The sequence below is a fragment of the Nonomuraea longicatena genome (genome assembly GCF_039525605.1).
GTDB lineage: Bacteria > Actinomycetota > Actinomycetes > Streptosporangiales > Streptosporangiaceae > Nonomuraea > Nonomuraea longicatena.
In genome coordinates, this window is record NZ_BAAAHQ010000042.1 from 49,615 (window position 1) to 71,393 (window position 21,779).

The 21,779-nt window shown below is 69.4% G+C and carries 24 protein-coding genes; 8 read left to right on the plus strand and 16 right to left on the minus strand.

Annotation, left to right across the window (positions count from 1 at the left end):
- Window positions 1-9 precede the first annotated feature (9 nt).
- On the minus strand, window positions 10-270 hold the full coding sequence (locus ABD120_RS32610) for a hypothetical protein (RefSeq protein ID WP_343954087.1): 261 nt from the start codon (window positions 268-270) through the stop codon (window positions 10-12).
- Between the two features lie 217 nt (window positions 271-487).
- Between ABD120_RS32610 and ABD120_RS32615 the strand changes: the two genes are divergently transcribed.
- Window positions 488-1,201 carry a helix-turn-helix domain-containing protein gene (locus tag ABD120_RS32615; RefSeq protein WP_343954088.1) on the plus strand — a complete coding sequence of 238 codons (714 nt, stop codon included), beginning with the start codon at window positions 488-490 and terminating at the stop codon, window positions 1,199-1,201.
- A gap of 284 nt (window positions 1,202-1,485) precedes the next feature.
- Here ABD120_RS32615 and ABD120_RS32620 read toward each other — a convergent pair whose 3' ends face one another.
- Window positions 1,486-3,027 carry an acyl-CoA carboxylase subunit beta gene (locus tag ABD120_RS32620; protein ID WP_343954089.1) on the minus strand — a complete coding sequence of 514 codons (1,542 nt, stop codon included), beginning with the start codon at window positions 3,025-3,027 and terminating at the stop codon, window positions 1,486-1,488.
- Window positions 3,028-3,283: 256 nt separating this feature from the next.
- Here ABD120_RS32620 and ABD120_RS32625 point away from each other — a divergent pair, with 256 nt between their 5' ends.
- Entirely contained in the window at window positions 3,284-3,853 is a 570-nt protein-coding gene (locus ABD120_RS32625) for a hypothetical protein (protein WP_343954090.1), read from the plus strand.
- A 46-nt stretch (window positions 3,854-3,899) separates the two neighbouring features.
- On the opposite strand, the gene ABD120_RS32630 is transcribed toward ABD120_RS32625, so the two are convergent.
- The 3 genes from ABD120_RS32630 to ABD120_RS32640 all read right to left on the minus strand — a co-directional run bounded on the left by ABD120_RS32630 (window position 3,900) and on the right by ABD120_RS32640 (window position 6,417).
- Entirely contained in the window at window positions 3,900-4,853 is a 954-nt protein-coding gene (locus tag ABD120_RS32630) for a hypothetical protein (protein WP_343954091.1), read from the minus strand.
- Between the two features lie 58 nt (window positions 4,854-4,911).
- On the minus strand, window positions 4,912-5,352 hold the full coding sequence (locus ABD120_RS32635) for a hypothetical protein (RefSeq protein ID WP_343954092.1): 441 nt from the start codon (window positions 5,350-5,352) through the stop codon (window positions 4,912-4,914).
- Window positions 5,353-5,463: 111 nt separating this feature from the next.
- Window positions 5,464-6,417, minus strand: coding sequence for an alpha/beta fold hydrolase (locus ABD120_RS32640; protein ID WP_343954093.1), 954 nt, complete (start codon window positions 6,415-6,417; stop codon window positions 5,464-5,466).
- Between the two features lie 316 nt (window positions 6,418-6,733).
- Here ABD120_RS32640 and ABD120_RS32645 point away from each other — a divergent pair, with 316 nt between their 5' ends.
- Window positions 6,734-7,861: a carboxylate-amine ligase gene (locus ABD120_RS32645; RefSeq protein WP_343954094.1), complete on the plus strand. Its 1,128-nt coding sequence runs from the start codon at window positions 6,734-6,736 to the stop codon at window positions 7,859-7,861.
- A gap of 3 nt (window positions 7,862-7,864) precedes the next feature.
- On the opposite strand, the gene ABD120_RS32650 is transcribed toward ABD120_RS32645, so the two are convergent.
- The 5 genes from ABD120_RS32650 to ABD120_RS32670 form a co-directional block, all read right to left on the minus strand.
- Entirely contained in the window at window positions 7,865-9,430 is a 1,566-nt protein-coding gene (locus tag ABD120_RS32650; protein ID WP_343954095.1) for an NAD(P)-binding domain-containing protein, read from the minus strand.
- Between the two features lie 94 nt (window positions 9,431-9,524).
- Complete coding sequence (locus ABD120_RS32655) at window positions 9,525-10,127, minus strand: carboxymuconolactone decarboxylase family protein (protein WP_343954096.1); 603 nt, start codon at window positions 10,125-10,127, stop codon at window positions 9,525-9,527.
- 51 nt (window positions 10,128-10,178) lie between these two features.
- On the minus strand, window positions 10,179-10,547 hold the full coding sequence (locus tag ABD120_RS32660) for an SSI family serine proteinase inhibitor (protein ID WP_343954097.1): 369 nt from the start codon (window positions 10,545-10,547) through the stop codon (window positions 10,179-10,181).
- Between the two features lie 21 nt (window positions 10,548-10,568).
- Window positions 10,569-11,351, minus strand: a complete 783-nt coding sequence (locus ABD120_RS32665) for a glycosyltransferase family 2 protein (protein WP_343954098.1) — start codon at window positions 11,349-11,351, stop codon at window positions 10,569-10,571.
- A gap of 102 nt (window positions 11,352-11,453) precedes the next feature.
- Window positions 11,454-12,401: a TetR/AcrR family transcriptional regulator C-terminal domain-containing protein gene (locus ABD120_RS32670; RefSeq protein ID WP_343954099.1), complete on the minus strand. Its 948-nt coding sequence runs from the start codon at window positions 12,399-12,401 to the stop codon at window positions 11,454-11,456.
- Between the two features lie 143 nt (window positions 12,402-12,544).
- On the opposite strand from ABD120_RS32670, the gene ABD120_RS32675 reads away from it, so the two are divergent.
- Window positions 12,545-13,756, plus strand: a complete 1,212-nt coding sequence (locus tag ABD120_RS32675) for an FAD-dependent monooxygenase (RefSeq protein ID WP_343954100.1) — start codon at window positions 12,545-12,547, stop codon at window positions 13,754-13,756.
- 57 nt (window positions 13,757-13,813) lie between these two features.
- Here the strand turns inward: ABD120_RS32675 and ABD120_RS32680 are convergent, their stop codons facing one another.
- From ABD120_RS32680 to ABD120_RS32690, 3 genes are all read right to left on the minus strand, one after another.
- A complete protein-coding gene (locus ABD120_RS32680; RefSeq protein WP_343954101.1) occupies window positions 13,814-14,773 on the minus strand; it encodes a hypothetical protein in 960 nt (319 codons plus the stop codon).
- Window positions 14,774-14,810: 37 nt separating this feature from the next.
- On the minus strand, window positions 14,811-15,605 hold the full coding sequence (locus ABD120_RS32685) for a hypothetical protein (RefSeq protein ID WP_343954102.1): 795 nt from the start codon (window positions 15,603-15,605) through the stop codon (window positions 14,811-14,813).
- Window positions 15,606-16,390: 785 nt separating this feature from the next.
- A complete protein-coding gene (locus ABD120_RS32690; RefSeq protein WP_343954103.1) occupies window positions 16,391-16,750 on the minus strand; it encodes a hypothetical protein in 360 nt (119 codons plus the stop codon).
- A gap of 314 nt (window positions 16,751-17,064) precedes the next feature.
- On the opposite strand from ABD120_RS32690, the gene ABD120_RS32695 reads away from it, so the two are divergent.
- Window positions 17,065-17,913 carry an aldo/keto reductase gene (locus tag ABD120_RS32695; RefSeq protein WP_343954104.1) on the plus strand — a complete coding sequence of 283 codons (849 nt, stop codon included), beginning with the start codon at window positions 17,065-17,067 and terminating at the stop codon, window positions 17,911-17,913.
- Window positions 17,914-18,120: 207 nt separating this feature from the next.
- On the opposite strand, the gene ABD120_RS32700 is transcribed toward ABD120_RS32695, so the two are convergent.
- Both ABD120_RS32700 and ABD120_RS32705 read right to left on the minus strand, forming a co-directional pair.
- Window positions 18,121-19,056, minus strand: coding sequence for a hypothetical protein (locus tag ABD120_RS32700; protein ID WP_343954105.1), 936 nt, complete (start codon window positions 19,054-19,056; stop codon window positions 18,121-18,123).
- A 65-nt stretch (window positions 19,057-19,121) separates the two neighbouring features.
- Entirely contained in the window at window positions 19,122-19,517 is a 396-nt protein-coding gene (locus ABD120_RS32705; protein WP_343954107.1) for a peptidase inhibitor family I36 protein, read from the minus strand.
- A gap of 313 nt (window positions 19,518-19,830) precedes the next feature.
- Between ABD120_RS32705 and ABD120_RS32710 the strand changes: the two genes are divergently transcribed.
- Entirely contained in the window at window positions 19,831-20,007 is a 177-nt protein-coding gene (locus ABD120_RS32710; RefSeq protein WP_343954109.1) for a hypothetical protein, read from the plus strand.
- A complete protein-coding gene (locus tag ABD120_RS32715) occupies window positions 19,980-20,177 on the plus strand; it encodes an integrase core domain-containing protein (protein WP_343954110.1) in 198 nt (65 codons plus the stop codon). The genes ABD120_RS32710 and ABD120_RS32715 overlap by 28 nt, the downstream gene beginning before the upstream one ends.
- A gap of 455 nt (window positions 20,178-20,632) precedes the next feature.
- On the opposite strand, the gene ABD120_RS32720 is transcribed toward ABD120_RS32715, so the two are convergent.
- Window positions 20,633-20,938, minus strand: coding sequence for a hypothetical protein (locus tag ABD120_RS32720; protein ID WP_343954111.1), 306 nt, complete (start codon window positions 20,936-20,938; stop codon window positions 20,633-20,635).
- A 428-nt stretch (window positions 20,939-21,366) separates the two neighbouring features.
- Here ABD120_RS32720 and ABD120_RS32725 point away from each other — a divergent pair, with 428 nt between their 5' ends.
- The gene (locus ABD120_RS32725; protein WP_343954112.1) at window positions 21,367-21,609 is read left to right on the plus strand and encodes a hypothetical protein; all 243 of its coding nucleotides are present in this window, start codon (window positions 21,367-21,369) and stop codon (window positions 21,607-21,609) included.
- Window positions 21,610-21,779 lie beyond the last annotated feature (170 nt).

Below are 21,779 nucleotides of genomic sequence, written 5' to 3' on the forward strand. Positions count from 1 at the left end.
GTCAGGCGGTCACCTGAACGACGGGAGGGCGGCGGCCTGTTCGCGCGGGTGGTCGAGCGGCTCGATCTCAAGGCGGACCTCGTCGTCGATGCCCAGCTCGGGGGCCTCGTGCGGGCCGGCGACCGCGATGCCGAAGCGGGCCAGGGTGCCCACGGGGTCCACGCGGTAGCGCTCGGCCAGCTGCGGGTCCGTCCAGGCCCTCATGACCAGTTCGGCGAACCGCCAGTCGGTTTCCTTGATCTCATCGGCTCTGGTGTCGACAACGGCCATCTGTGGCTCCTCGGATATCGGTGGCTATGACATCCAGGATTCTGCGGCAGCATGGACAGCGGGAAAAGTTAGGAGTTCACAATTCCAGATGTGAATTTTTCACACCAGGGTGGTGAATCTCTCTATAGAACATGACAAAAGGTGCATATTAGACTCCGACTCACGAGCTTCCCCCCGTTGACACAGCCAGGACGGAGGCTGAGATGGACACAGTGAGATGGACGCAGTGACTGAGGAATCCATTAAAGCCGTCATCGCCATGCTCCACCAGAATCTCAGCGAGGAGGTAACAGTAGACGACATGGCGCACGTCGCCAGGTTCAGCAAGTTCCACTTCTCCCGCATCTTCCAGCGGGCCACCGGAGTCTCACCCGGGCGGTTCCTGTCCGCCCTCCGCCTGCAGGAGGCCAAACGGCTCCTGCTTGAGTCCTCGCACAGCGTCACGGAGATCTGCCACATCGTGGGCTACTCCGCGGTCGGCACGTTCAGCTCCAGGTTCAAGAGCATGGTCGGGATGCCGCCGGTGGACTACCGGCAGAACGGCGGATTCCGGCCGGCGCCACTGGTGAGCGACGGGCCGACGGTCATTCGCGGTGTCATCACGGTCGCCCCGGACTCACGGGACGATCCCACGTTCGTCGGACTCTTCCCGAGGCGCATCCCCGAAGGGCTGCCCGTACTTCCCACGATGGTTCCGGCCGCCGGGCCGTTCGAGCTCACCGGCGTCGCACCCAGGGACTGCTACGTGCTCGCCCGCTCCTACCCGAAGCACGGCAACGGATCCATCGCCGTCTACGGACCGATCTCGGCACGACCCGACTCGCCCGCGAACGTCGTCCTCCGGCTCAGGCCGATCGAGGAGGTCGATCCCCCGATCCTCCCCGTGCTCCTCGACCGGGAGTCGTCCAAGGCGGTCGGACTGCCCGTCTAGGGCATACCGCACGAACCCTCACGCAAGTGCACGGACCCCGTTCCCGACCCGCACCTCAGGCACGAAGGCCCAGAACAGGACACGACGTCGACCCTGGGCCCAGCACTTCCCGCGCTCTCGCCGGAGGCGAGGCGGCGGTTGAGAAGATCGGCGGCTCGCGGGCGACGCGCCCGGCCCCGGTGATCGTGCCCAAGTAGTCCAGACGCCCGGCGCGGAGGCCATACCTCGCCGAGGCCGCGCCACCCCGCAGCCCGCCGAGGGGCCGCGCGGGGGCCGGGCGATGGCTACAGCGGGATGTTGCCGTGCTTGCGCCGTGGCTGCGCGTGCCGCTTGTTCCTCAGCATGGCCAGGCCCCGCGCGACAGCGGCCCGGGTCTGCGCAGGATCGATCACGTCGTCCACGAGACCACGTTCGGCGGCGTAGTAGGGATGCATGAGCTGCTCGGCGTACTCGCCGGCCAGCTCGGCCCGCAGCACCTCCGGATCGGCGGCGGCCGAGAGTTCCTTGCGGAACAGCACGTTCACCGCGCCCTGCGCCCCCATGACGGCGATCTCGTTGGTGGGCCAGGCAAGGGACAGGTCGCTGCCGATGGAACGTGAGTCCATCACGATGTAGGCGCCGCCGTACGCCTTGCGGACGATCACCTGGATCCTCGGGACGGTCGCCTCGCAGTAGGCGTACAGCAGTTTGGCGCCGTGCCTGATGATCCCGGCGTGTTCCTGGTCGGTGCCCGGCAGGAAACCGGGGACGTCCACCAGGGTCACGAGCGGGATGTTGAAGGCATCGCAGAATCTCACGAACCGGGCGGCCTTCTGCGACGCGGCGACGTCGAGGACGCCCGCGAGCACCAGGGGCTGGTTGCCGACGACGCCGACCACCTCGCCGTCGACGCGCGCCAGGACGCAGACGACGTTCTGCGCCCAGTGCTCGTGCACCTCGATGAACTCGCCGTCGTCGACCAGTTCGGCGACGACGGCGCGCATGTCGTAGGGCTGGTTCGCCTCCACGGGCACGATCTCGGCGAGCCACGGCCGGTGGTCGGCCTCCGCGCCTCTCCGGGGCAGACTGGGCGGTGTCTCCAGGTTGTTGCCCGGCAGCAGGGAGACCAGGTAGCGCACGTCGCCCAGGCAGCTCTCCTCGTCGTCGTGGACGATCGTCGCCACACCGGTACGGCGCCCGTGCACGTCGGCGCCGCCGAGGTCCTCGTGGCTGACCCGCTGGCCGGTGACCGCCTCGACCACGTCGGGGCCGGTCAGGTACATCCGGGCCACGTCGCGGACCATGAAGGTGAAGTCGGCCAGGGCCGGCGAGTAGGCGGCCCCTCCGGCGCACGGCCCGAGGATGACGCTGATCTGCGGGATGACGCCGGAGGCCTGGACGTTGCGGCGGAAGATGCCGCCGTAGCCGTCGAGGCTCATGACGCCCTCCTGGATGCGCGCTCCCCCGCTGTCGTTGAGCCCGATGAGGGGCGCGCCCGCCGCGAGGGCGAGGTCCATCACCTTGTGGATCTTCGCCGCGTGCGCCTGGCCCAGCGAGCCGCCGAACACGGTGAAATCCTGCGCGTAGACGAAGACCCTGCGGCCGCCGATGGTGCCGGAACCGGCGATCACGCCGTCGGTGTGCGGACGGTTGCCGCCGAGTTTCATGCCGTGCGCCTGGTGACGGCGATACATGTCGATCTCGGTGAACGAGCCCTCGTCCAGCAGCAGGTCGAGGCGTTCGCGGGCGGTGCGCTTGCCGAGCCGCCGCTGCCTGGTCACCGCGTCGCGCGAACCCGCGGTGATCTCGTGGCGGAGCTGCTCATGCTGTTCACGCAGTGTGGTCATGGTCCGTGGTTCCGGGAGTGCGCGCGGCGGACTGTGGCGCTGGTCGGCCAGCATGGCGGATACCTCGCTCGAATGTGCGGCGGATTCGTCCGCTCAAGCGTGCCCACGCGCTGAACCCGATGTCTTCTCCGCTTGTGCCGACGCCTTTCCGGTGCGCATTCTGAAAGAGGTGGATCCAAAATTAGAAATGCTAAATTTAGCCAGATTTCAACCAGCTAGCGGAAATTTCTCACCGATCCGAAAAAGGAGGTTTCCAATGGCTGCTGGAGCGGCCGCGGCGCACAATCCCGCGAAGAGAACCGGATCGCTCAACGGGCGCCACCACCGCCTCGGGCTCAACGTCTTCCTGGTGATCGTGGTGGCGCACTGGGCCGAACATCTCGCGCAGGCCGTCCAGGTGTACGTGCTCGGCTGGCCGCTGCCGGAGGCGCGCGGCGTCCTCGGGGAGTTCTTCCCGTGGCTGGTGACCTCCGAATGGCTGCACTACGGCTACGCGCTGCTCATGCTCGCCGCGCTCATCGCGCTGCGCAAGGGCTTCACCGGCCGGGGAAGGACCTGGTGGAACATCTCGCTCGGCATCCAGGTGTGGCACCACCTGGAGCATCTGCTGCTGCTCCTGCAGGTGCTCGTGGGCACCAACCTGCTCGGCCGCCCGGCGCCCACCAGCCTGCTCCAACTGGCCTTCCCCCGCCTCGAACTCCACCTGTTCTACAACGCGGTCGTCTTCGCTCCGATGGTGGTGGCGATGATCCTGCACCGCCGTCCCCGCGAGTCCGAGCGCGCGCGCATGGCGTGCACGTGCGCCTCGTCGCCGTCGTACGCGTGAGCGCCGCCGGGCGGGCCGCCGCACGGCAGCGAGCGGCCCGCCGTGCTCAGGAGGGGAACCAGTCGACGATCGGGTACCAGGGCAGGATGCCCCGGCCGGCCAGCAGCCGTACGTCCCAGTAGAGGAAGGTGAAGACGCCCGCCACGATGAGCCCCGAGGCGGTCAGCGCGGCCAGGCGTCCCGGCTCGGCGCTCAGCCAGCCAGCGAGGCGGCGGCCCGCGACCAGGGTCAGCGCCAGGAACAGCACCGCCATCACGACGATGTTCCCGATCGACTGCAGGCAGAAGGCGACGGCCCCGTAGAACGGGTTGCCGCTCTCGGCCGCGTCCCTGAACATCTGCCTGAACAACGGGAACGGGCGGCCGATCAGGAAGGCGCCGATCAGCACGCCCATCACGACCATCGGGGCGTTCGGGAAGCGGGCGGACAGGCGGGCCAGCGGGTCCGGCACCAGGGCGAGTGCGGCGAGTCCCAGGTAGAGCATCGCCAGGCCGATCACGCCGAAGACGACCATCGACTGGACGCTGCGCGGCGACAGGGTGCCCGCGACGTTCTGCGCGGTCGAGAACTGCGGCATCGCGGTGCCCACCAGCCCGACGAGCGCGCCGTACACGGCGGAGACGGCGAGCATCCCGGCCGACAGCCAGCCGAGCGGGCGCAGCGTGAGCAGCAGGCGGCCGAGACGGCTGCCGCCCGCGCCGAGCATGGGCGCCACCGCGCCGAGCGCCGCGACGTTGCAGGCGGTGAACGTCCCGGCCAGGCCGGACACGAACGCGAACACGACGCCGGCGGCCGTCCCGGCGATCGGGGTGGCCTTCGCGTCGTGCCCGAGCAGGGTGTTGGCGACGCTGTCGCCGATCGCCTGGTCGACGAAGCGCGCCGACCAGAAGACCGTCAGCAGGAAGCCCACGAGGACGCTGAGCAGCACCACCAGCCAGCGTCTGCGCGGTGACGACGGCGGCGGCGCCGCACGGTCGAGCGTGATCCTTGGACGTGCCATCGAGTTCTCCTCCGGCTGAGGGTGGTCCGGAACCGTGCCCGGCGCCGCACGCCCGGCCTCAGCCGGGTGACCGCCGACGCCCGGTGAGCCGCCTCAGCGCGTGACCGAGCAGCGCGAGTCCCGCCGCGAGCAGCAGCGCGGTGAAGATCCACTCGTTGGATCCGCCCGGCCCGTACACCCGGCTCGGGCGGCCGACGTCCACGGCCCTGATCTCCTGACCGGCCCGCATGGAGTTCCGGTCGCTGCCGTACAGGGAGACCTGGCGCCGCCCGCCCGCGTCCGCGCGGAACTCGCCCGTCCACGTGCACTCCTCGTGCAGGCCGTGGTAGACGCAGGCGAGCGTGCGGGCGGTGAAGACGCCGGGCGCCCCGTCGGCGCGGGCGGCCCGGACGGCGGGCCCGATGCCGGGTACGGAGAGGAACAGCAGCAGGACCGCGACGAGCGCCACGATCGCGAAGAACAGCGGCGAACTCCTGCGGCGCGCTTGGGGACGGCTCACCACTCCCATGGTGGCGACCGCTTTCGCCGAGTTCTTCTCCCAGTGTGCCGCAAATGGCACTGACCAGAGGCCGGAGCCGCGTCGCAGCCTCTGGTCAGGTCTTACGGCCTGCTACGGGGCGCAGCCGGCCAGGTCGGGCCGCGACGGAGTGCCGTTCGCGGGGCCGAAGAACAGAGTGGCGCACTCGACCGTGTACTTCGGGTTCTCCTCGGGGGCGAAGTGGCCGGACTCCGGCACGATCACGGTGCGGACGTCGTCGGCGACCTTGCCGAAGGAAACGGCCACACCCGGGCCGAACGACTGCTGCCCGCCGACGCCCGCCACCGGCATCTTCAACCGCCGCGACGCGTTGGCCTGGTTGTTCGCCGCGTCGGCGGGGAAGGCGCGGTAGTACTCGTAGCCCGCGCTGCGCCTGGCCGGGTTGGCGTAGGCGGCGAAGAACGCCTCGCGGTCGATCGCGTCCTTCTTGTAGGCGAAGTCGAAGATCTGGCCCAGCTGCCATCTGACGTCGCCGTTGTCCAGGACCTGCTCGGGGATCGGCTTCGGGGACATGTTGAAGCGGAAGTGCCAGCTCTCGCTGAACAGGTCCTCAAGCCCGAAGCCGGCCAACGGCCCCTCGATCGGGGCGATCCTGCTCACGTCGGCGGGGAAGTCGCGGGCGTAGGAGTAGGCGATCAGGGCGCCGAGGTCGTGGCCCATGATGCCGACCGGCCCGGTGAAGCCGAGCCGCTTGACGGCCTGACGGATGCGCTGCGCGATCGTGACCTTGTCGTAGCCGCCGGGCAGGATCGCGGAGTCGCCCAGGCCGGGCAGGTCGATCGCGACCACGGTGAACTCGCGGGCCAGCGCGGGCATGACCGGACGCCACATCTTCCACGTCTGCGGCCAGCCGTGCAGGAGCACGACGACCGGGCCGGAGCCGCCCTTGACGTAGTGGAGGCTGCCGCCGTCCACGGGGACCATGCCGTGCGTGAACGCGGAGTCGAAGCGCGCCGGGCCGGTCGAGGGCTCCTCCGGCGTGCCGCTCGCGTCGGCGCCCGAGGTCATCGTGAACAGCGACGCCATCACGAGCAGGACACTGAGGGCGGCACGGCGTAGAGGCCGGGATCTGGGGGTTTCCACTTGCGGCATGAACGTCCCTTTCCACGAGCTGAAAGCCACGTGACCAGCCGGTTCCTGCGGCTCCCCGCGACACGCCGATGCCGATCGGCGGGCACGCCGACACCGGGGGCGGTGGGTGGCGGCAGCGGGAGAGTCGATCGCTCGGCGTCAGGTGGTGCATGGAATCCTGCACGATGGCGAATCTCGCCGTCTTCTTCGATCGTGCGCATTGTCGCCCTCCGGCCGGATTCCGGACGTGGTCCCTGCCACCATTCGGGATGTGACGAACACCCCCGCACCCCGTTTCGACCCCGGCTGCCCCATGGTGGGAGTCGAGGAGGAGTATCTGGTCGTCGATCCCGTGACGCGGGAGGTCGTGCCGCGCGCGGCCGAGGTGATCGCGCGGGCCGCGCTGGAGCTGGGCGACCGGACCAACCCCGAGATCACCCGCTATCAGGTCGAGGCCAAGACCCCGCCGTGCGCCGACCTCTCCGGCCTCGGCGCGCGGCTGCGCGACATGCGCAACACGGTCGCCGCCTCGGCCCGCGCGCACGGGCTGGCGATCGTGGCCTCGGGGACGCCGGTGCTGGGCGACGTCATGCCGCCGCTGATCACCGACGATCCGCGCTACGAGATCGGCATCGCGACCTACCGGTCGCTGCACGACGACCAGGCCATCTGCGCCGGGCACGTGCACGTGCACCTGCCCGACCGGGAGGCCGCGGTGCTCGTGTCCAACCACCTGCGGCCGTGGCTGCCGGCGCTGATCGCCATGACGGCCAACTCGCCGCTGCGAGCCGGGCGCGACACCGGCTACGCCAGCCGCCGCACGCTGTCCTGGAGCAAGTGGCCGGTGGCGGGGCCGCCGCCGTACTTCGCCTCGCTCGCCGACCACGACGCGATCGTCGCCAGGCTCACCGAGGCGGGCGTGCTGGTGGACCCCGGCACGATCTTCTGGGACGTCCGGCCGTCCTCCCGCCTGCCGACGCTGGAGGTACGGGTGACCGACGTGCCCGCCACCGCGGGCGAGTCCGCCCTGCTCGCCGCGCTCGTGCGGGCGCTGGTCGTGACCGCGCTGGCCCGGGTCGCCGCCGGGGACCCCGGGCCGCACCTGTCGGCAGAACTGCTGCGCGCCGCCTACTGGCAGGCCGCCCGCGACGGGCTGGAGGGCGACGGCATCTGCCCGGTCACCGGCACCAGGCAGCCTGCGGAAGACCTGCTCGACGCCCTCGTACGGCACTGCCGCCCCGCCCTCGACCAGACCGGCGACCTGCCGGCCGTGACCGAGCGGGTGGACTGGCTGCGCGCCCACGGCACCGGGGCGGCGCGGCAGCGGGCCGCCCTCGCCGTCAGAGGCCGGCCCGCCGACGTGGTCGACTTCCTGGTCGAGCAGACTTCACCGGCCTGACCGTCACCCTCCGGCCGGGCCCAGCCGCTCGGCCAGGAAGGCGCGCAGCGGGGCGACGTGGCGCTCGGGGTGGCGCCACTCGGCCAGCAGGTCCTCCAGCAGGTGGCGCTCCGCCGCCCGCTCGCCCCGGTGCCACTCCCGGACGACGGGGTGCAGGAAGGCGCACTCCTCCGCCCGGTCCGGCGTCGGGTGGCGCCGGATGGCGAACACGTCGCCGTAGTCCTGACGCCCCCACCGCAAGGTGACGGTGAACAGCCGGTCCTCGCCGGCGAAGCGCTCGGCCGCGTAATCCTCCGGCAGGTCCTCGTAGTGGCGTACCCTGCCGGACTCCCGCTCGACGACGTAGGCGTCGCACAGGTACTCGAACTGGGTCCACAACGCCGAGCTGTGGTTGACCCGCTCCAGCATCGTCGCGGCCAGGCCGTCGGGGTCGGCCGGCAGGTCGTGCCAGGCCAGGGGCGTGTTCTCGTAGCGTTCGGCGAGCAGCCGCGCCATCGTGCGCAGGTTGTAGCGGAAGCCGTCGATGAAGGCGGAGGAGGCGCGTTTGAAGTCGCGGCCCTGCATCAGGGTGCCGGCGAAGTAGAGACCGTCCACGTTGGCCGACTGCCAGTCCGGGCCGAGTGCCGGGATCCGCCCGTTCGGCGCGAGGTCGGGCGTGCAGGAGTCGGCGAACAGGCCGGTGTCCATCCGGAAGCCGGTGCAGCGCACCACCGCGTCGTACTCCAGTTCCGTCCGCTCGCCCTCGGCCAGGGTGTAGGTGATGGCGGCCCGGAAGGCGGCGCCGTCGCGCCAGATGCGGTCGATGTCGCATTCGAGCACGCCGTGCAGGGTCTTGAACCAGTAGCTGTCGAGCAGCGCGCCGTACTGGCCGCGCACGTCGCCGGGGTGCTTGCTGGTCCAGGACAGCCGTACGGGATGGGGGCTGGCCAGGTGGATCACGGCGGCGTACGGGAGCAACGCCTGGGCGGTCTCGAACGCCGAGTTGCCCTTGCCGATGATCAGTACCCGCTGGTCGGCGAACCGCTCGCCGGAGACCGGCATCTCCTCGTAGCCGGTGGCCAGTTCGATGCCGGGGATGTCGGGGATGTTGGGTCCGCCCCAGCCGGTGGCCACGATCACGCACTCGGCGTGGAAGACCTGCTCCCCTGCCTGTACGGCGAAGCGCCCGCCGACCTTGTCGACCTTTGTCACCGGGGTGGAGAAGCGTACGTTGAGCTTGTGGTCGCGCTGGAAGTCGGCGAGGTAGTCGACCAGGTCGTCCGCGCGCGGGAAGTACTCCTTGGAGTAGCGGGGGAACAGCAGGTCCGGCGAGTCGTTGAGCAGGGAGTTCCAGTCCCAGCGGAGTTTGATCTCGGGGTCGTTCTGGGCGGTGTGGACCTTGTTCAGGGAGATCAGGCGGCGGTGGCGCGGGAACTGGCGGAAGAAGCCCGCCGGTGCGGCCTCGCGTTCCAGGGTGAGGTAGTCGGCGCCGGCCCGCTGCAGGAAGTAGCTGAGCTGGAGTCCGGCGGGGCCGGCGCCGATGATCAGGTACCGGTGGGTCGTGCCGGTGTCCGGCGTGACAGGCGCCATGGACGCTCCTTGGGGGTGGGCGGAGGGTGCACTTCACGCGCAGCGTGAGCGATCACCTGGCCCACGTCAACCCCACAGGCGTCTATTCCACTTGCTAGTTCTGTCCTTGTAGTTCGGCCAATCCTGCGATATATCCGGCGGCTTGTTGGGCGCGTTCGGTGTACACCGTGGGGTCGGCGGGCGCATATGTGGCCAGGCCATCCACATATCGGTTGAACATACAGAAAGCCGCGGCGATGAGGACGGTGTCGTGGATCTCCCGGTCGGTGGCGCCCGCGTGCCTGGCGGCCGTGACATGGCGCTCGGTGACCGCGTTGCCGCTGCGCTGCACCGCGCCCGCGAGGTCCATCAGGGCTCTGAGCTTGCCGGACACCGGGGCCGCCGCCGGGTTGAAGCACGCCTGCTCGACCAGCGGCATCCCCTCGTCGAGGTGGGCGGCGGCGATGGCGGCGTGCGTGGAGTGGCAGAAGCGGCATTCATTCAGGGATGAGACATAGGCCGCTATGAGCTCCCGCTCTCCACGGGACAGGGTGCTGTCGCCGACCAGTAATACCTCCACCAGCTCGTTCAACGGCCCGGCGGTCTCCGGACGATAGAGAAAGAGACCGCGAATTCCAGGTTCGTCGGAGTTCAGGGAGATAAAAGCCATGAGTACCCCTTCGTGTGGATACTTATAGCGTTGACGCCCCGTTTCCACACCGCATCTCATGGTGTGTGGCGCACCCTGGCGCCGGGATCGGGCGGCGGCTCAGAAGCGGAAGACGGCTCCGGTGGCGGCCTCCAGCCCGCAGGCGTTGGCGTACGTCGCGCGCCAGGAGACCGGCCTGCCGCGCCAGGAGCCGGTGGCGCTCGCGGTGACCGGGTTGTACTCCATCGTGCACGCGCGGGAGGTGCCGGAGAACCTGTCGAACCTGCCGCCCGCGGCCTCGATCGCCGCGCAGGCGGCGGCGGCGTTGGGGTGGTGACCGCCGGGGGCCGGGTGGCAGCGGAGCACCACTCCCCTGGTCCAGGTGTTCGCGTCGCCGCTGACGCTCAGGGAGAGTCCTCGGTCGGCGGCGTACGCGGGCGCGGCGGTGACGAGCAGCAGCAGGGCCGCGACGACGGGTGCAGGACGCATGACTCTCCTCGGGCAGACGCTCTACGCACCCTCGATGTTACAGAGAGTCGCCGACCGCTCGCCGCGAAACGCGGGGAGCGCCTTGATCGCTTCGGCACGCTGATCGATCAGGCGCATCCGGAGCCGCCGCTCCTCCGCCGCGTGGTGCCCCGCCCGCGCGGTCGCCTGCCCCGGCCACTTCCGGTAGAGCAGTCCCACCTCGCGGCGGAAGTAGCCGACGCCGACCACACTGGCCGCGATGAGCAGGCCGGTGTCCTCCGACGCGGGCACCGCCATCCACCCGCCGAGAGCGAGCGCCGACTCCCTGCGGATACAGATCGTCGTGGGATGGACGGGAAGCCGGTAGTCGTGCCCACGCCAATAGTCGAGGACGAAACCCGGCTCAAGGCGTCCGGCGGGCGGATCGCCGTCGAACCCGACCGTCGTCCCGTCGGGCATCAGGTCGAGGACCCGGGAGGTGGTCCACTGGACCGTCGGGTCGGAGGTGAGGACCTCAAGGTCTCTGGCGAGCGCCCCCGGCGTCAGGATGTCGTCCTGATCCAGGTTCTTGATCAGAGTGCCCTTCGACCGCGCCAGCGCCAGGTTCCGCGTCGGCGCGACCCCGCTGCGGCGACCGGTCCCGATCTTCACGCGCGGATCGGCGGGCAGGATCTCGCCCACGACCCCGGTTTCGCCGTCCTCCTGGACGACCCACTCCAGTTCCCACCCGGGGGGAAGCTCCTGCGCGCGGACGGAGTCGTACGCTTCCAGAATCTGCTCACGTACCGGCAGGTAGCTCGGTGTGATGATCGATAACAACGGCACCCGTTCCGCCTCCAGGTCTCAGACCTGTCGTGCCAGGCCGAACTCGGGCATTGTCTCACCGCGGCCATACGACGGGAGGTCACGGGGGCTGCGTCCGATCGACTAAGCCTCGCCGAGCAGCGCGGCGAGGCCGTCGAGGAGGCACTGGAGGCCGAACTCGAAGAGGGCGTCGAGGTCGAAGTCGTACCCGGTCGTGGCGAGGCGGGTGAGCTCGGGGAACCGGCCGCCGGACAGCGTCGCCAGCAGCGCGGGCTCCTGGGCGTCCATCCACCTCTCGCTGTCGAGGCCGCTGTGGGCCTCGGCCTCTCGCTCCGCCTCCAGGTTGACGGCAATCCCCCGGATGTAGTTGACCAGCATGAGGTGCGCGGTGAAGGCGGCCTGCGGGTCGAGCCCCCGGGCGCGCAGGGCGACCAGCGTCCACTCGCTGTGCGGCAGCGCCGAGGTGACGAGTTGGGGGCGGGTCACCGACAGCCCCGGCGCGAGCCACGGGTGGCGGCGGAACAGGTCCCAGAACCGCCGGGCCGCGAGTTCGAGCGCCTCGCGCCAGCTTTCCGGCTGGTCGGCGGGCAGCGGGCGCTGCGCCATCACCGTGTCCATCATCCGCGTCAGCAGGTCGTCCTTGTCGGCCACGTGCCGATACAGCGACATGGTCGCCACTTCGAGTTCGGCGGCGACCCGGCGCATCGAGAGCGCGGCCAGCCCTTCCGCGTCGGCGACCGTGACAGCGGCGGCGACGATCCGTTCGAGGGTGAGCGGCGGCTGAACCGACGCCGCCTCCAACGATCTGCCCGGACGCGGCGCGGAAGCGGCGGTACGCGCCGGACGGTTCCGGGCCGCCACGACCGTTCCGACTCCGGGGACGGCACGGACCAGGCCCTCGCGGCGCAGTTCGGTGAGGACCTTGGTCGCGGTCGCCATCGCGACGCCCCACTGCCTGGTGATTTCACGGGTCGAGGGCACGTGGTCGCCCGGCGCGAGTTCGCCCGTCTCGATCCGCCGCCGCAGTTCGGCGGCGATCTGGCTGTAGCGCGGTACCGCCTGCCCGCTCACTGACATCCTCCGCACTAGTGCACTAGCTCGCCGCCCAGTCTACCCGGCCACTGACGAACAACGGCTCACACAAGCGTCAATGCACTAGTGCACTACCGATGTTCACCTTTTTGGGTTCTATGCGTACGTCGTATATTCAATTCATGACGAACAACGGGATACTCATCTGCGGCGCCGGCATCGCCGGTCCCGCACTGGCGTACTGGCTACGCGCAGGAGGCTTCGCGGTCACCGTCGTGGAACGGGCGCCGCGCCCCCGCACCGGCGGCCAGACCGTGGACCTGCGCGGCGCGGGCCGCACCGTGATCGAGCGCATGGGCCTGATGGGCCGGGCCCGGGCCGAGAGCGTGGACCAGCGCGGACTCGCGCTGGTCGACGCCGCCGGCCGGGTCACCGCGCGGTTGCCCGCCGACAGCTTCGGCGGCGAGGGGATCGTCTCCGAGATCGAGATCCTGCGCGGCGATCTCGCCCGCCTGCTCTACGAGTCCACCCTGCCGGACACCGAGTACCTGTTCGACGACACCGTCACCGGGCTCGCCCAGGACGCCGACACGGTCACCGTCACCTTCGAGAAGGCCGCGCCGCGCCGGTTCGGGCTGGTCGTCGGCGCCGACGGACCGCACTCCGTGGTGCGGGCGCTGGCCTTCGGCCCGGAGCCGGAGTTCGTCCGCCCGTTCGACCTCCACACGGCCTGGTTCACCGCCGTCGGTGACCTGGAACTCGACGGCTGGTACCTGATGCACAACGCGCCCGGCGGTCTGGTCACCTCCGCGCGGCCGGGCCGCGTCCCCGGCGAGATCAAGGCCGGTCTCAGCTTCCGCTCGCCACCGATCTCCTACGACCGCCGCGACGTCGCCGCCCAGAAGGAACTCGTGGCCCGGCGATTCGCCGGTGTCGGCTGGGAGACCCCGCGCCTGCTGCGGGCGATGCGCACCGCCCCCGACTTCTTCTTCGACTCCATGGGGCAGGTCCGCCTCAAGCGCCGCTCGCGCGGCCGGGTGGCCCTGCTGGACGACGCCGCGGACTGCCCGACCCCGCTGACCGGTCTCGGGACGAGCCTGGCTCTGGTCGGTGCGTACGTCCTGGCCGGCGAACTCGCCGCCGCCGAGGGCGACCACCACATCGCCTTCCGGCACTACGACGAGGTGATGCGCCCGTACGTGAGCCAGGCCCAGGAACTCCCGCCGGGCGGCGTCTCGGGATTCGCCCCCTCGGGACGGCTCGGCATCCGCCTGCGGAACCTGTCCATGCGGCAGATGACCCGCTGGCCGATGCGGAACCTGCTCGCCGCCCAGTTCGCCAAGGCCGGCGACATCGCGCTGCCGGAGTACGGCCTCGCCGCCGGCCTGCGTTGAGACACCGACCGGCCCGCCCCCGGGCCGGCTCGGTTCATCGCCTCAGGTGTTTGGAACTCACTGCCGATCCAGGCCCAGCGTACGGATCACAGCCGCCCGCTCGCCGAGGTGACGCAGGAAACCCTGGTCCTGGCCGATCCGGGTGACGGTGTCCTTGTAGCGTTGCCGCGCGCCCGCGAGAACGGTCGCGTTCCTCTCGGCGAACCGCTGCGCCGCGACGTCCTCGGCGGCGCGATATCCCTTGGCCCAGATCTCGTTGCAGGACTCGAGGGCCAGGGCCGCCGCCTTCTGCTGAGCGGGCCCCTTGACGGCATGCGCGTCGACGTCGGCCGGAGACTGCGCGTCGATTCCCCCGGTCCGCTCGGCGCAGGCGGCGTACTCGCTCTTGATCGCGTTGAGCTGCGGTGAGGCGGCGATCTCGTCGCGCATGAGCTGCCTTTGGTCTTCGAGCCGGCGTTTGGTGTCCCAGATGCTCGGCACCTCGGTCGTCGCCTCGCCGAGGCATCCGCCGACGCCGAAGTCCGGGCCGCGCCCCTTCGGATACGTTCCGGTACGCCGGAACTCGGACATCTCCGCCGCGCTCTCGCCGGACAGCGCCCGGCTGTACCGCTCCCGGTCCTGGGCGGCCAGGCGGGTCTCGTAGTCGCCGTTTCTCTGCGCTGCGGGTGTCTGCTGTTCCTTGGTCACCGTACGGGGTTGCGGTGCCTTGAGCTCCTCGGAGATCTTGACGACCTCCGCCTCGGGGAAGGCGACGTCCTGCCAGTAGGTGAAGCCGGAACGGCTCATACAGGCGGTGACGACCTGCTCCCGCTGATAGGCCTCCCAATAGGCGATGGTGTTGTCGCGCAGCGCCGCCTCCGGAGATCTGCCGAACCCCGGGACGTCGTCGAGGACGGCCGAGGGGTTGCCGGCGACGGCGGGTAAGGCCAGCAGGCCGACCCCGGTGGCCAGAATGCCCAACCCGGCTGTCAAGGCGGCGAGGGCGACGCCGCGGGTACGGTTTCGCGGTCCATTCATCAGGTCTCTCCCACGTGCGACGGTGAACGGTGACTCGTTACGGCCGGGGATATCCCAGGCGGGTGTCGATCGCCAGGCGGTAGAGCCAGGCGTTGTCCCACGCCGCTCCGTGGCCTTGGCCACCGCTCTGGTACCAGTTCACCGCCGACCGGTTCGTGTGGAAGAACAGTTCTACGTAGGCACGGTGCGGCGCCAGGGCGTTGCACTCGGCGAGACCGTCGCAGTCCCACTTGTTGCTGCCTCCGGGCACCACGGGGTTCAACCGCTTGATGAGCTCGTCGGTCAGCGCGTTGCTCTGGCTGCTGCCCGTCCGGTGCATGACCAGCAGGTACTGCGCGCTGTTGCCGCACCCCTGGAAGGCGTTGCTGTGGGTGACGAGGTGGACGTCCGCGCCCCAGTTGTTCGACGTGGTGCGGTTGGCCAGGTAGTTGTTGTCACGCGCGTTGGCGCTGACGCTCGCGAGGTACGTGCTGCCGAAGAGCGATTGCGCGTTGCTCGCTCCGTCCGCGGCGGCGTACCGGTTCCAGTTCCTGCCGTTGATGTTCTCCTCCCAGCCGCACTCGCCCCGGCTGCGGCTGTCTGCGTGCCGTGGGGAGGAGAGGAACACCTTGAAGCCGTTCGAGAGGGTGGGCGTCCAGTACTTGTGGGCTGTCGTGATCTCCGTGTGATCGGCACTCGCCGGGGACGCCCAGAGCAGGCCCAGGAACAAGCCGACGGCTGCGCCGGCCCGCCCGAGCCGGCGATAGCCGCCCTTTCTTTCGCTGGAATGGAACAATAACAAGATGCCGGATGCCAGCACGGCACATCCGAAGCCGACCAGACTCCACGCCATGGGCGCTCCTTCTGCGACTCGACGGGGGGGTGAATTCCACGCTTCAACGGGTAGCAGTCGTGTACTTCTGCCGGAGCTCCGGAGCAGAGGACGGCTCACAAAAGCCATCAGCAATTACAGGCCGAGCCTTGCAGCCTTTTCGGTTCATGTCAACAAGATCGTTAGACCGGAAATCGGGGTACACGGAAAGTGAATATGCGTGTACGGCACGCGCTTCCCGCAAAATCGACGGGCGGCCGCCTGGCGCAAACGTGCTGGCGGCGCACCGTCTCCCGCGCCCGCATGACACCGAACGCAAGGGCCGGCCAGCGCCACTGACGGGTTCCGTCCACGGTCTCGGTCCTAGCCATGTCTCCATCGCTGGGCCCCTGTTCCCTGCGGGACCGCGATCAGATGTGGGAAGCAGAGGCATGCGCTCTTCGACGGAGAGGGGCGTGCCGACACGGAACGCCCCAGCTTCGGGCGAGCGAAGTGAGAGGCACGGTGACTGCGGCCGGTGGATCCACCGGCGTATTCGAGGACAACCGGCCGTCGGCACTGTGGACTGAACTCTAGCGCGTTCCATTTCTCTCGCACCGGGCAGATGAACAACGAAAGCCGCAAGGAGCTCTTCGCTCGAACAATGGATTGCGATTGCTACTCAGTCAGCTCCTGTTCGCGTTTACCGGCAGTCATCGCAAAGCTCTCGGAGCGGTCCCCGCCTGCGAACACACACCAATGTCGAGGTAACTCTTGACGTGCCGTCGCACGCACTCGTGATCTCCGGCGACAGAGCCCGCCGAGCCTTATCCCGTTACCCTGAGGCGTTCGAGGTCACCGCCGCCGATGAGATCGGCGAGAGCCCGGGTCCAGACGACCGTCACGTCCGCCCCCGCCGGGCGCGCCGGGCAACCCGACTGCCCCGTGAAACCCCCACGGACCGAGGTCGCGGACGTGGCGCGCCACCGGGTACGGCTGCGCGACGTGAGCACGGGCGCCACCACCTTCACCAGGATCGACCTGGAGGTCCACGGCACCACCCACCTGCACGTCGAAGTCTCCTGCGACAGGAGTGGCAGCACCGGCCTCGACACCCGCGTCGGTGGACGACCGTACGGCTCGTCGCCCCGGGCCTGGAGGCCGCGGGCGGCCGGGACCGCGAACATGAGCAGATCCTGGAGATCGCGATCGTCGCGCCCCACATGCTCCGCGCGTGGGAGACGGTCGTCGACCCCGGCGGGGTGATCGCTCCACGCCTTTGGATCTACCGACGGCATCCGAAGAACCGCCCTCAGGCGCCGACCCGACCCTGGCCTCGCTGGAACATGTCACCATACTGGACAACCGCCCGCCGAGGTCGGCCGGCCGCTGAAGTCCGGCCCGACGCCACAGGACGGAGACCGTCCCCTTGACCGACAAGACCGACGACGGAGCACAGGCCACAGAGCCGCCGACCTTACGAAACGATCGAGGAGCGGGGTTGTCCACCTTTCTTCTGGGCGGGGATCTGCCCGTCGAACGACTCGGGCTCGGCACGATGCGGCTGACCGGGCCCGGAGTCTGGGGTCCGCCCGCCGACCGCGCACAAGCGGTGCACGTGCTGCGACGGGCGGTGGAGCTGGGTGTGAACCTGATCGACACGGCCGACGCCTACGGCCCGTTCGTGAGCGAGGAACTCATCGCCGAAGCGCTGCATCCCTACCCGGACGGGCTGGTCATCGCGACCAAGGGCGGATTCACCCGCCAGGGGCCTGGCCGCTGGACCCCGGTGGGACGTCCGGAGTACCTGCGCCAGTGCGCCGAGCTGAGCCTGCGCAGGCTGAGGGTCGAGCGCATCGACCTCTACCAGCTCCACCGGATCGACCCGCTCGTCCCACTCTCCGACCAGCTCGGTGAACTGGTGGCGCTGCAGAAGGAGGGCAAGATCCGGCACATCGGCCTGTCCGCGGTCGAGGTGGCCGAGATCGAGCAGGCCCGCACACTGGCCCAGGTCGTCAGCGTCCAGAACATCTACAACCTCACCAGGCAGCGCCACCGTGACGTGCTCGACTACTGCACGCGCGAGTCGCTCGCCTTCATCCCCTACTTCCCGCTTCAGGCCGGATCACTGGCCGGGGACGGCAGTGAACCGGCAGAGGTGGCCACGAAGTACGGGGCGACACCGTCGCAGATCGCGCTGGCGTGGCTGCTGGCCCGGTCGCCGGTCACGTTGCCGATCCCGGGCACCTCACGGGTCGCCCACCTGGAGGAGAATCTCGGCGCGAAACACGTCCGACTCACCGACAAGGACGTCGCCCGCCTCACCAGGCAATGGTCGGACGAACCCTGACCACACGACCCGGCGGCTCCGCTCGATCACCCACCGCGAACCGGGGCGAGGCGCTGCACCACACGCCAGGGCTCGACGCCGTGAACACCGCGACCGGCAACCGCCGTCGCCGGTGAGGAGGCCGGGCAGATCGAGGACCGCGATGAGGTCCGGCACCGTCGCGCGGGACCCCACTGAGGACATGTCGAGTTGACCGGGCACCGGCGGCTATGCGTTCCCGATGACCTGCTCGGCTGCGCGTAGTTCGGCGTCGCGGGCCTGACGGAACCTGTCGAAGTCCGCGCGGTGGGTGGCGATGGCGTCGAGCTGGACCTTCGATTCGGCGCTGGACCAGACGGCGACCAGGTCGGTCTTCCGCTTGCAACCGACGTCGGCCTCGGCGACGGCGATCTCCTGGGGCGCGGCCTGGGCGGACCTGGTCCAGGCCGGATCGGCGGCGGCGTCGAGGGGCATGCCGTACGTGAAGCCCTTGGCTTTCATGCACCTGCTCCACGCGCCGAACACCTCGACGACGGCGGGAACCCGCTGGGACGCCTCGAAGGTGCCGCCGATGAAGCCGTTCAGCCGCTGCCGGTCGAGCTTGGGCACGCCCTCAGCCAGCCGCGTGCGCGCATTGTCCCGGCAGCCGCCGTGCCCGTACGCGGCGCGGCGCTCGGCGGGCGGCAACGTGTCCCGCCGTCGCCACACCTGCTCGCGCGCCCGCTGGTCAGGGGCCAGAGGCGGCAGATGGTAGCCGTAGCGCCCGGCCACCTCGGGCTCGATCACGCCGTACCGCCTGCGGTGCAGCGGGTCGGTGTCGGTGCGCGCCGGCGGCGGCAGCATCTCCCAGCCGAAGCCGGAACCGCGCATGCAGGCGCGGGTGAGCAGGTCTTCTGCGTACTCGATCGTCTGGATGTCGAGGCGGGAGAGCATGAAATCGTCGAGGGGGACCCTGAGGCCGCGAACCTCCGCGCTCACCTCAGGGGGGTTCTCAGCCGGTGCGATGTCCTCCGGCGTACGCGCACACCCGGCGAGGACCAGCGGGGCGGCGAGGAGAACCAGAGCCGCCCGGAGGGGCGGACGGGTGCCGGGGGCGGGGCGACGGCGAGGGACGCGGGAGGGACGCGCCGACGGGAAGCGGCCGGCGCGCCGGGGGATCGGCACGGTGTCCCTCCTCGTGTCGTCTCGCGGCATGCCGCCCCGCCGCCTGCCGAGTTCTTCGGATCCTGCTAGATCACGAAGCGGACCGAGCTGGCCACGTTGTCGAAATTGGAAGGGTTGTGGCTGTTGTGGGTGAGGTCGCTGTCGGAGGAGTGGGCGAGCGCGGTGTAGGCGGCACCGGAGTAGTTCGCATCGGCGTACATCACCGCGCGCTGGTCGCCCGGGTTCCTGAACGAGCTGATGTTGTCGTTGATGCTCGCCCCGCTGCCACCGGACCAGTAGTTGTTGATGAAGTTGGCGTCGTTGGCGCTGAGGTGAGCCGAGCGGCCCTCGTAGTCGTCGTGCTCGTACACGCTGAGCGAGCGGGGCGCCTGCGCTTCCGCGCCCGCCGGGGATCCGGCCGCAAGCAGCCCGGAGATCCCCAGCACCGCGACACCGACAGCCGTACCGAACCTGTACTTCATACGCACTCCCTGGATAGGGCGCCCGCAGGGCGCCGGAATGATTGCCCCTTCGCGACGGGAGAGGACATGGATGAACCTGCCCACCTCATTGCTCTGAGTATAACAAGCATAACTTACAGTAGTCGATCATGTCGGTGACGCGGGCGGGCGACATGCGGCGGCAGCGCGTCCGACATCCCCGGCCGACCCTTCCTAGTCACGATCCCCCCATCCACTGGCAGCGTTGCACCGTCGTCGACGGCCACAGCAAGGCTGTGCTGGGCTGGGCGATGGCCGACCACAACCGCACCGTGCTGGTACCGACGCGCTGCGCATGGCCATCGGTACAGGCCGGATCGCCGCCGACGCCATCTTCCACACCGACCACGGCTCCAACCACACCAGTCACGCCCTCGGCCGGCTCCCCACCAACCTGCAGATCCGCCGCTCGGCCGCCCGCACCGGCGTCTGCCATACAACGCCATGGCCGAATCGTTCTTCTCCGCCCTGAAGAGCGAATGGCTCAACCGCTACGTGTTCACCTCCCAGGCTCAGGCGAAACGGCAGGGCATCCACTCCATCGAAAGGTTCTGCAACCGGCGGCGCCTGCACTCGGCGCTGGACTACCGGCCACCCCAGGAGATCCACAACGAACACGACTCATCCCACGTAGCCGCATAGGCAACGCCCACAATCCGGCTGCCCGGAAACAGCTGGCCCTCAGACCGTGGGCAGGAGCTGAAGTCGCCATGACCGGGCTCCCCGCCCCGGCTCAGACCAGATCCCGGCCGCCACCCTTACGGTGGCCCAGGCCGCCTTCCCGAAAGGCAGCCCGGCGATTCACATACGGGAGGCGCTCCGTGCCCTGTTCCAGGACACGGACTTCGCTGCGGCCTTCTCCACCCGTGGCCGCCCAGCACCGTCGCCTGCTCGTCTGGCGTTGGCGTCGATCCCGCAGCACGCGCATACCGCCGTAGCGATGAATATCACCAGACTCGACGCCTGGCTGACGGTACTCCGCTCGCCCCGACACGCACGTCTCGCTTCGCCGCTCTCCGGCCAGTGGCCCGACCTAGCGATCAATTCGCAACAGTGTCACGTGCTGGAGGCGGGGGCGTCGTCATGCCGCTCGCGCCTCAGCCGCTCCTCAATGAGTAGTAATAGTCCCACAGCGTTCCTGGGAAGTGGAGCATCGACACCTCTCCGACTCCCACCTCCGGGCCGGAGAGACCGTAGAGGGACCCCACTTGAGGATTGACGTGCAGGCCATTGGCGACGACCGCCTGCGTACCGGTGCCGCCCGTGCACTGGCTGTAGGCGGTGTTACCCGAGTGCCACGCGGTACAGCCCGTCAGGGCGGCGTGGGCGGGGGATGCCAAGCCCACCAGCAGCGACGCGGTGAGCAGAGCGGCGGCGGACACGGCCGCAGCTTGTTTTCTCATGTGCCCTTCCTCCGATTCCGAAGGTGAATGGCACTTCGGTTAAGAAACTTTCCAAACCGGACAATACGCCTCAGCCAGGGCGAGTCAAGGGCCGACAACCACACCGCGAAGTGGGCGTCCTGCTGTCCGCCTGCGGACGATCAGCCTGGGGCGCGAGCATGAGCGGCATGAAAGGCGACGGTCTCACCGCAGCCCGGATGCGCGAGCGGGAACGGCAATAGCGGCCCCATGAACGTTCCGTGGCCGAGGGCGGAACCGGGGATCGAGTTCGTGCCGCCGCGCGGACGAGGGCGCCCGAACTGGGACGAGCGGCCGCATCTCGTCAGTTGGAGACCGATCCGGCCAGGGCTGACGTGGCACGGCTGGAGGCACTCCGCGCGGACGTGGATGGACGATGCCGGGCCAAGAAGGCTCTCAAGATGGAGCGCATGGGGCACACCGACTCGTCGATGCCCGGCCGCTATGGTCACGTGACGGCGGGCATGCGTGAGTATCTGCTGGAGGTACTGCGGGGACCGTGGGAGAACGCGCTCGCCGAGCGGTTCACCTTCTTCCCGCGTTCAGCGGTGCCCGCGCTGGACTCGGCTCTGGCTCCGTGGCGCGAGGGGTCCACGATCAAGATCGTCTCCCAAATTTCTCCTAGAAACGGGAGAAGGGCCCGATCCGCTTAGCGAATCAGGCCCTTGAGCTGGTGGGCGATACTGGGATCGAACCAGTGACCTCTTCGGTGTGAAGCAAACCAAACACCCGTTCGAGGTACGGCGATCGAGGCACCCACTTCTCAGATTCGTGTGTAGTCGTCTACTGACGTTCGTAGCCATCCACGACGGTTGTCATGCAG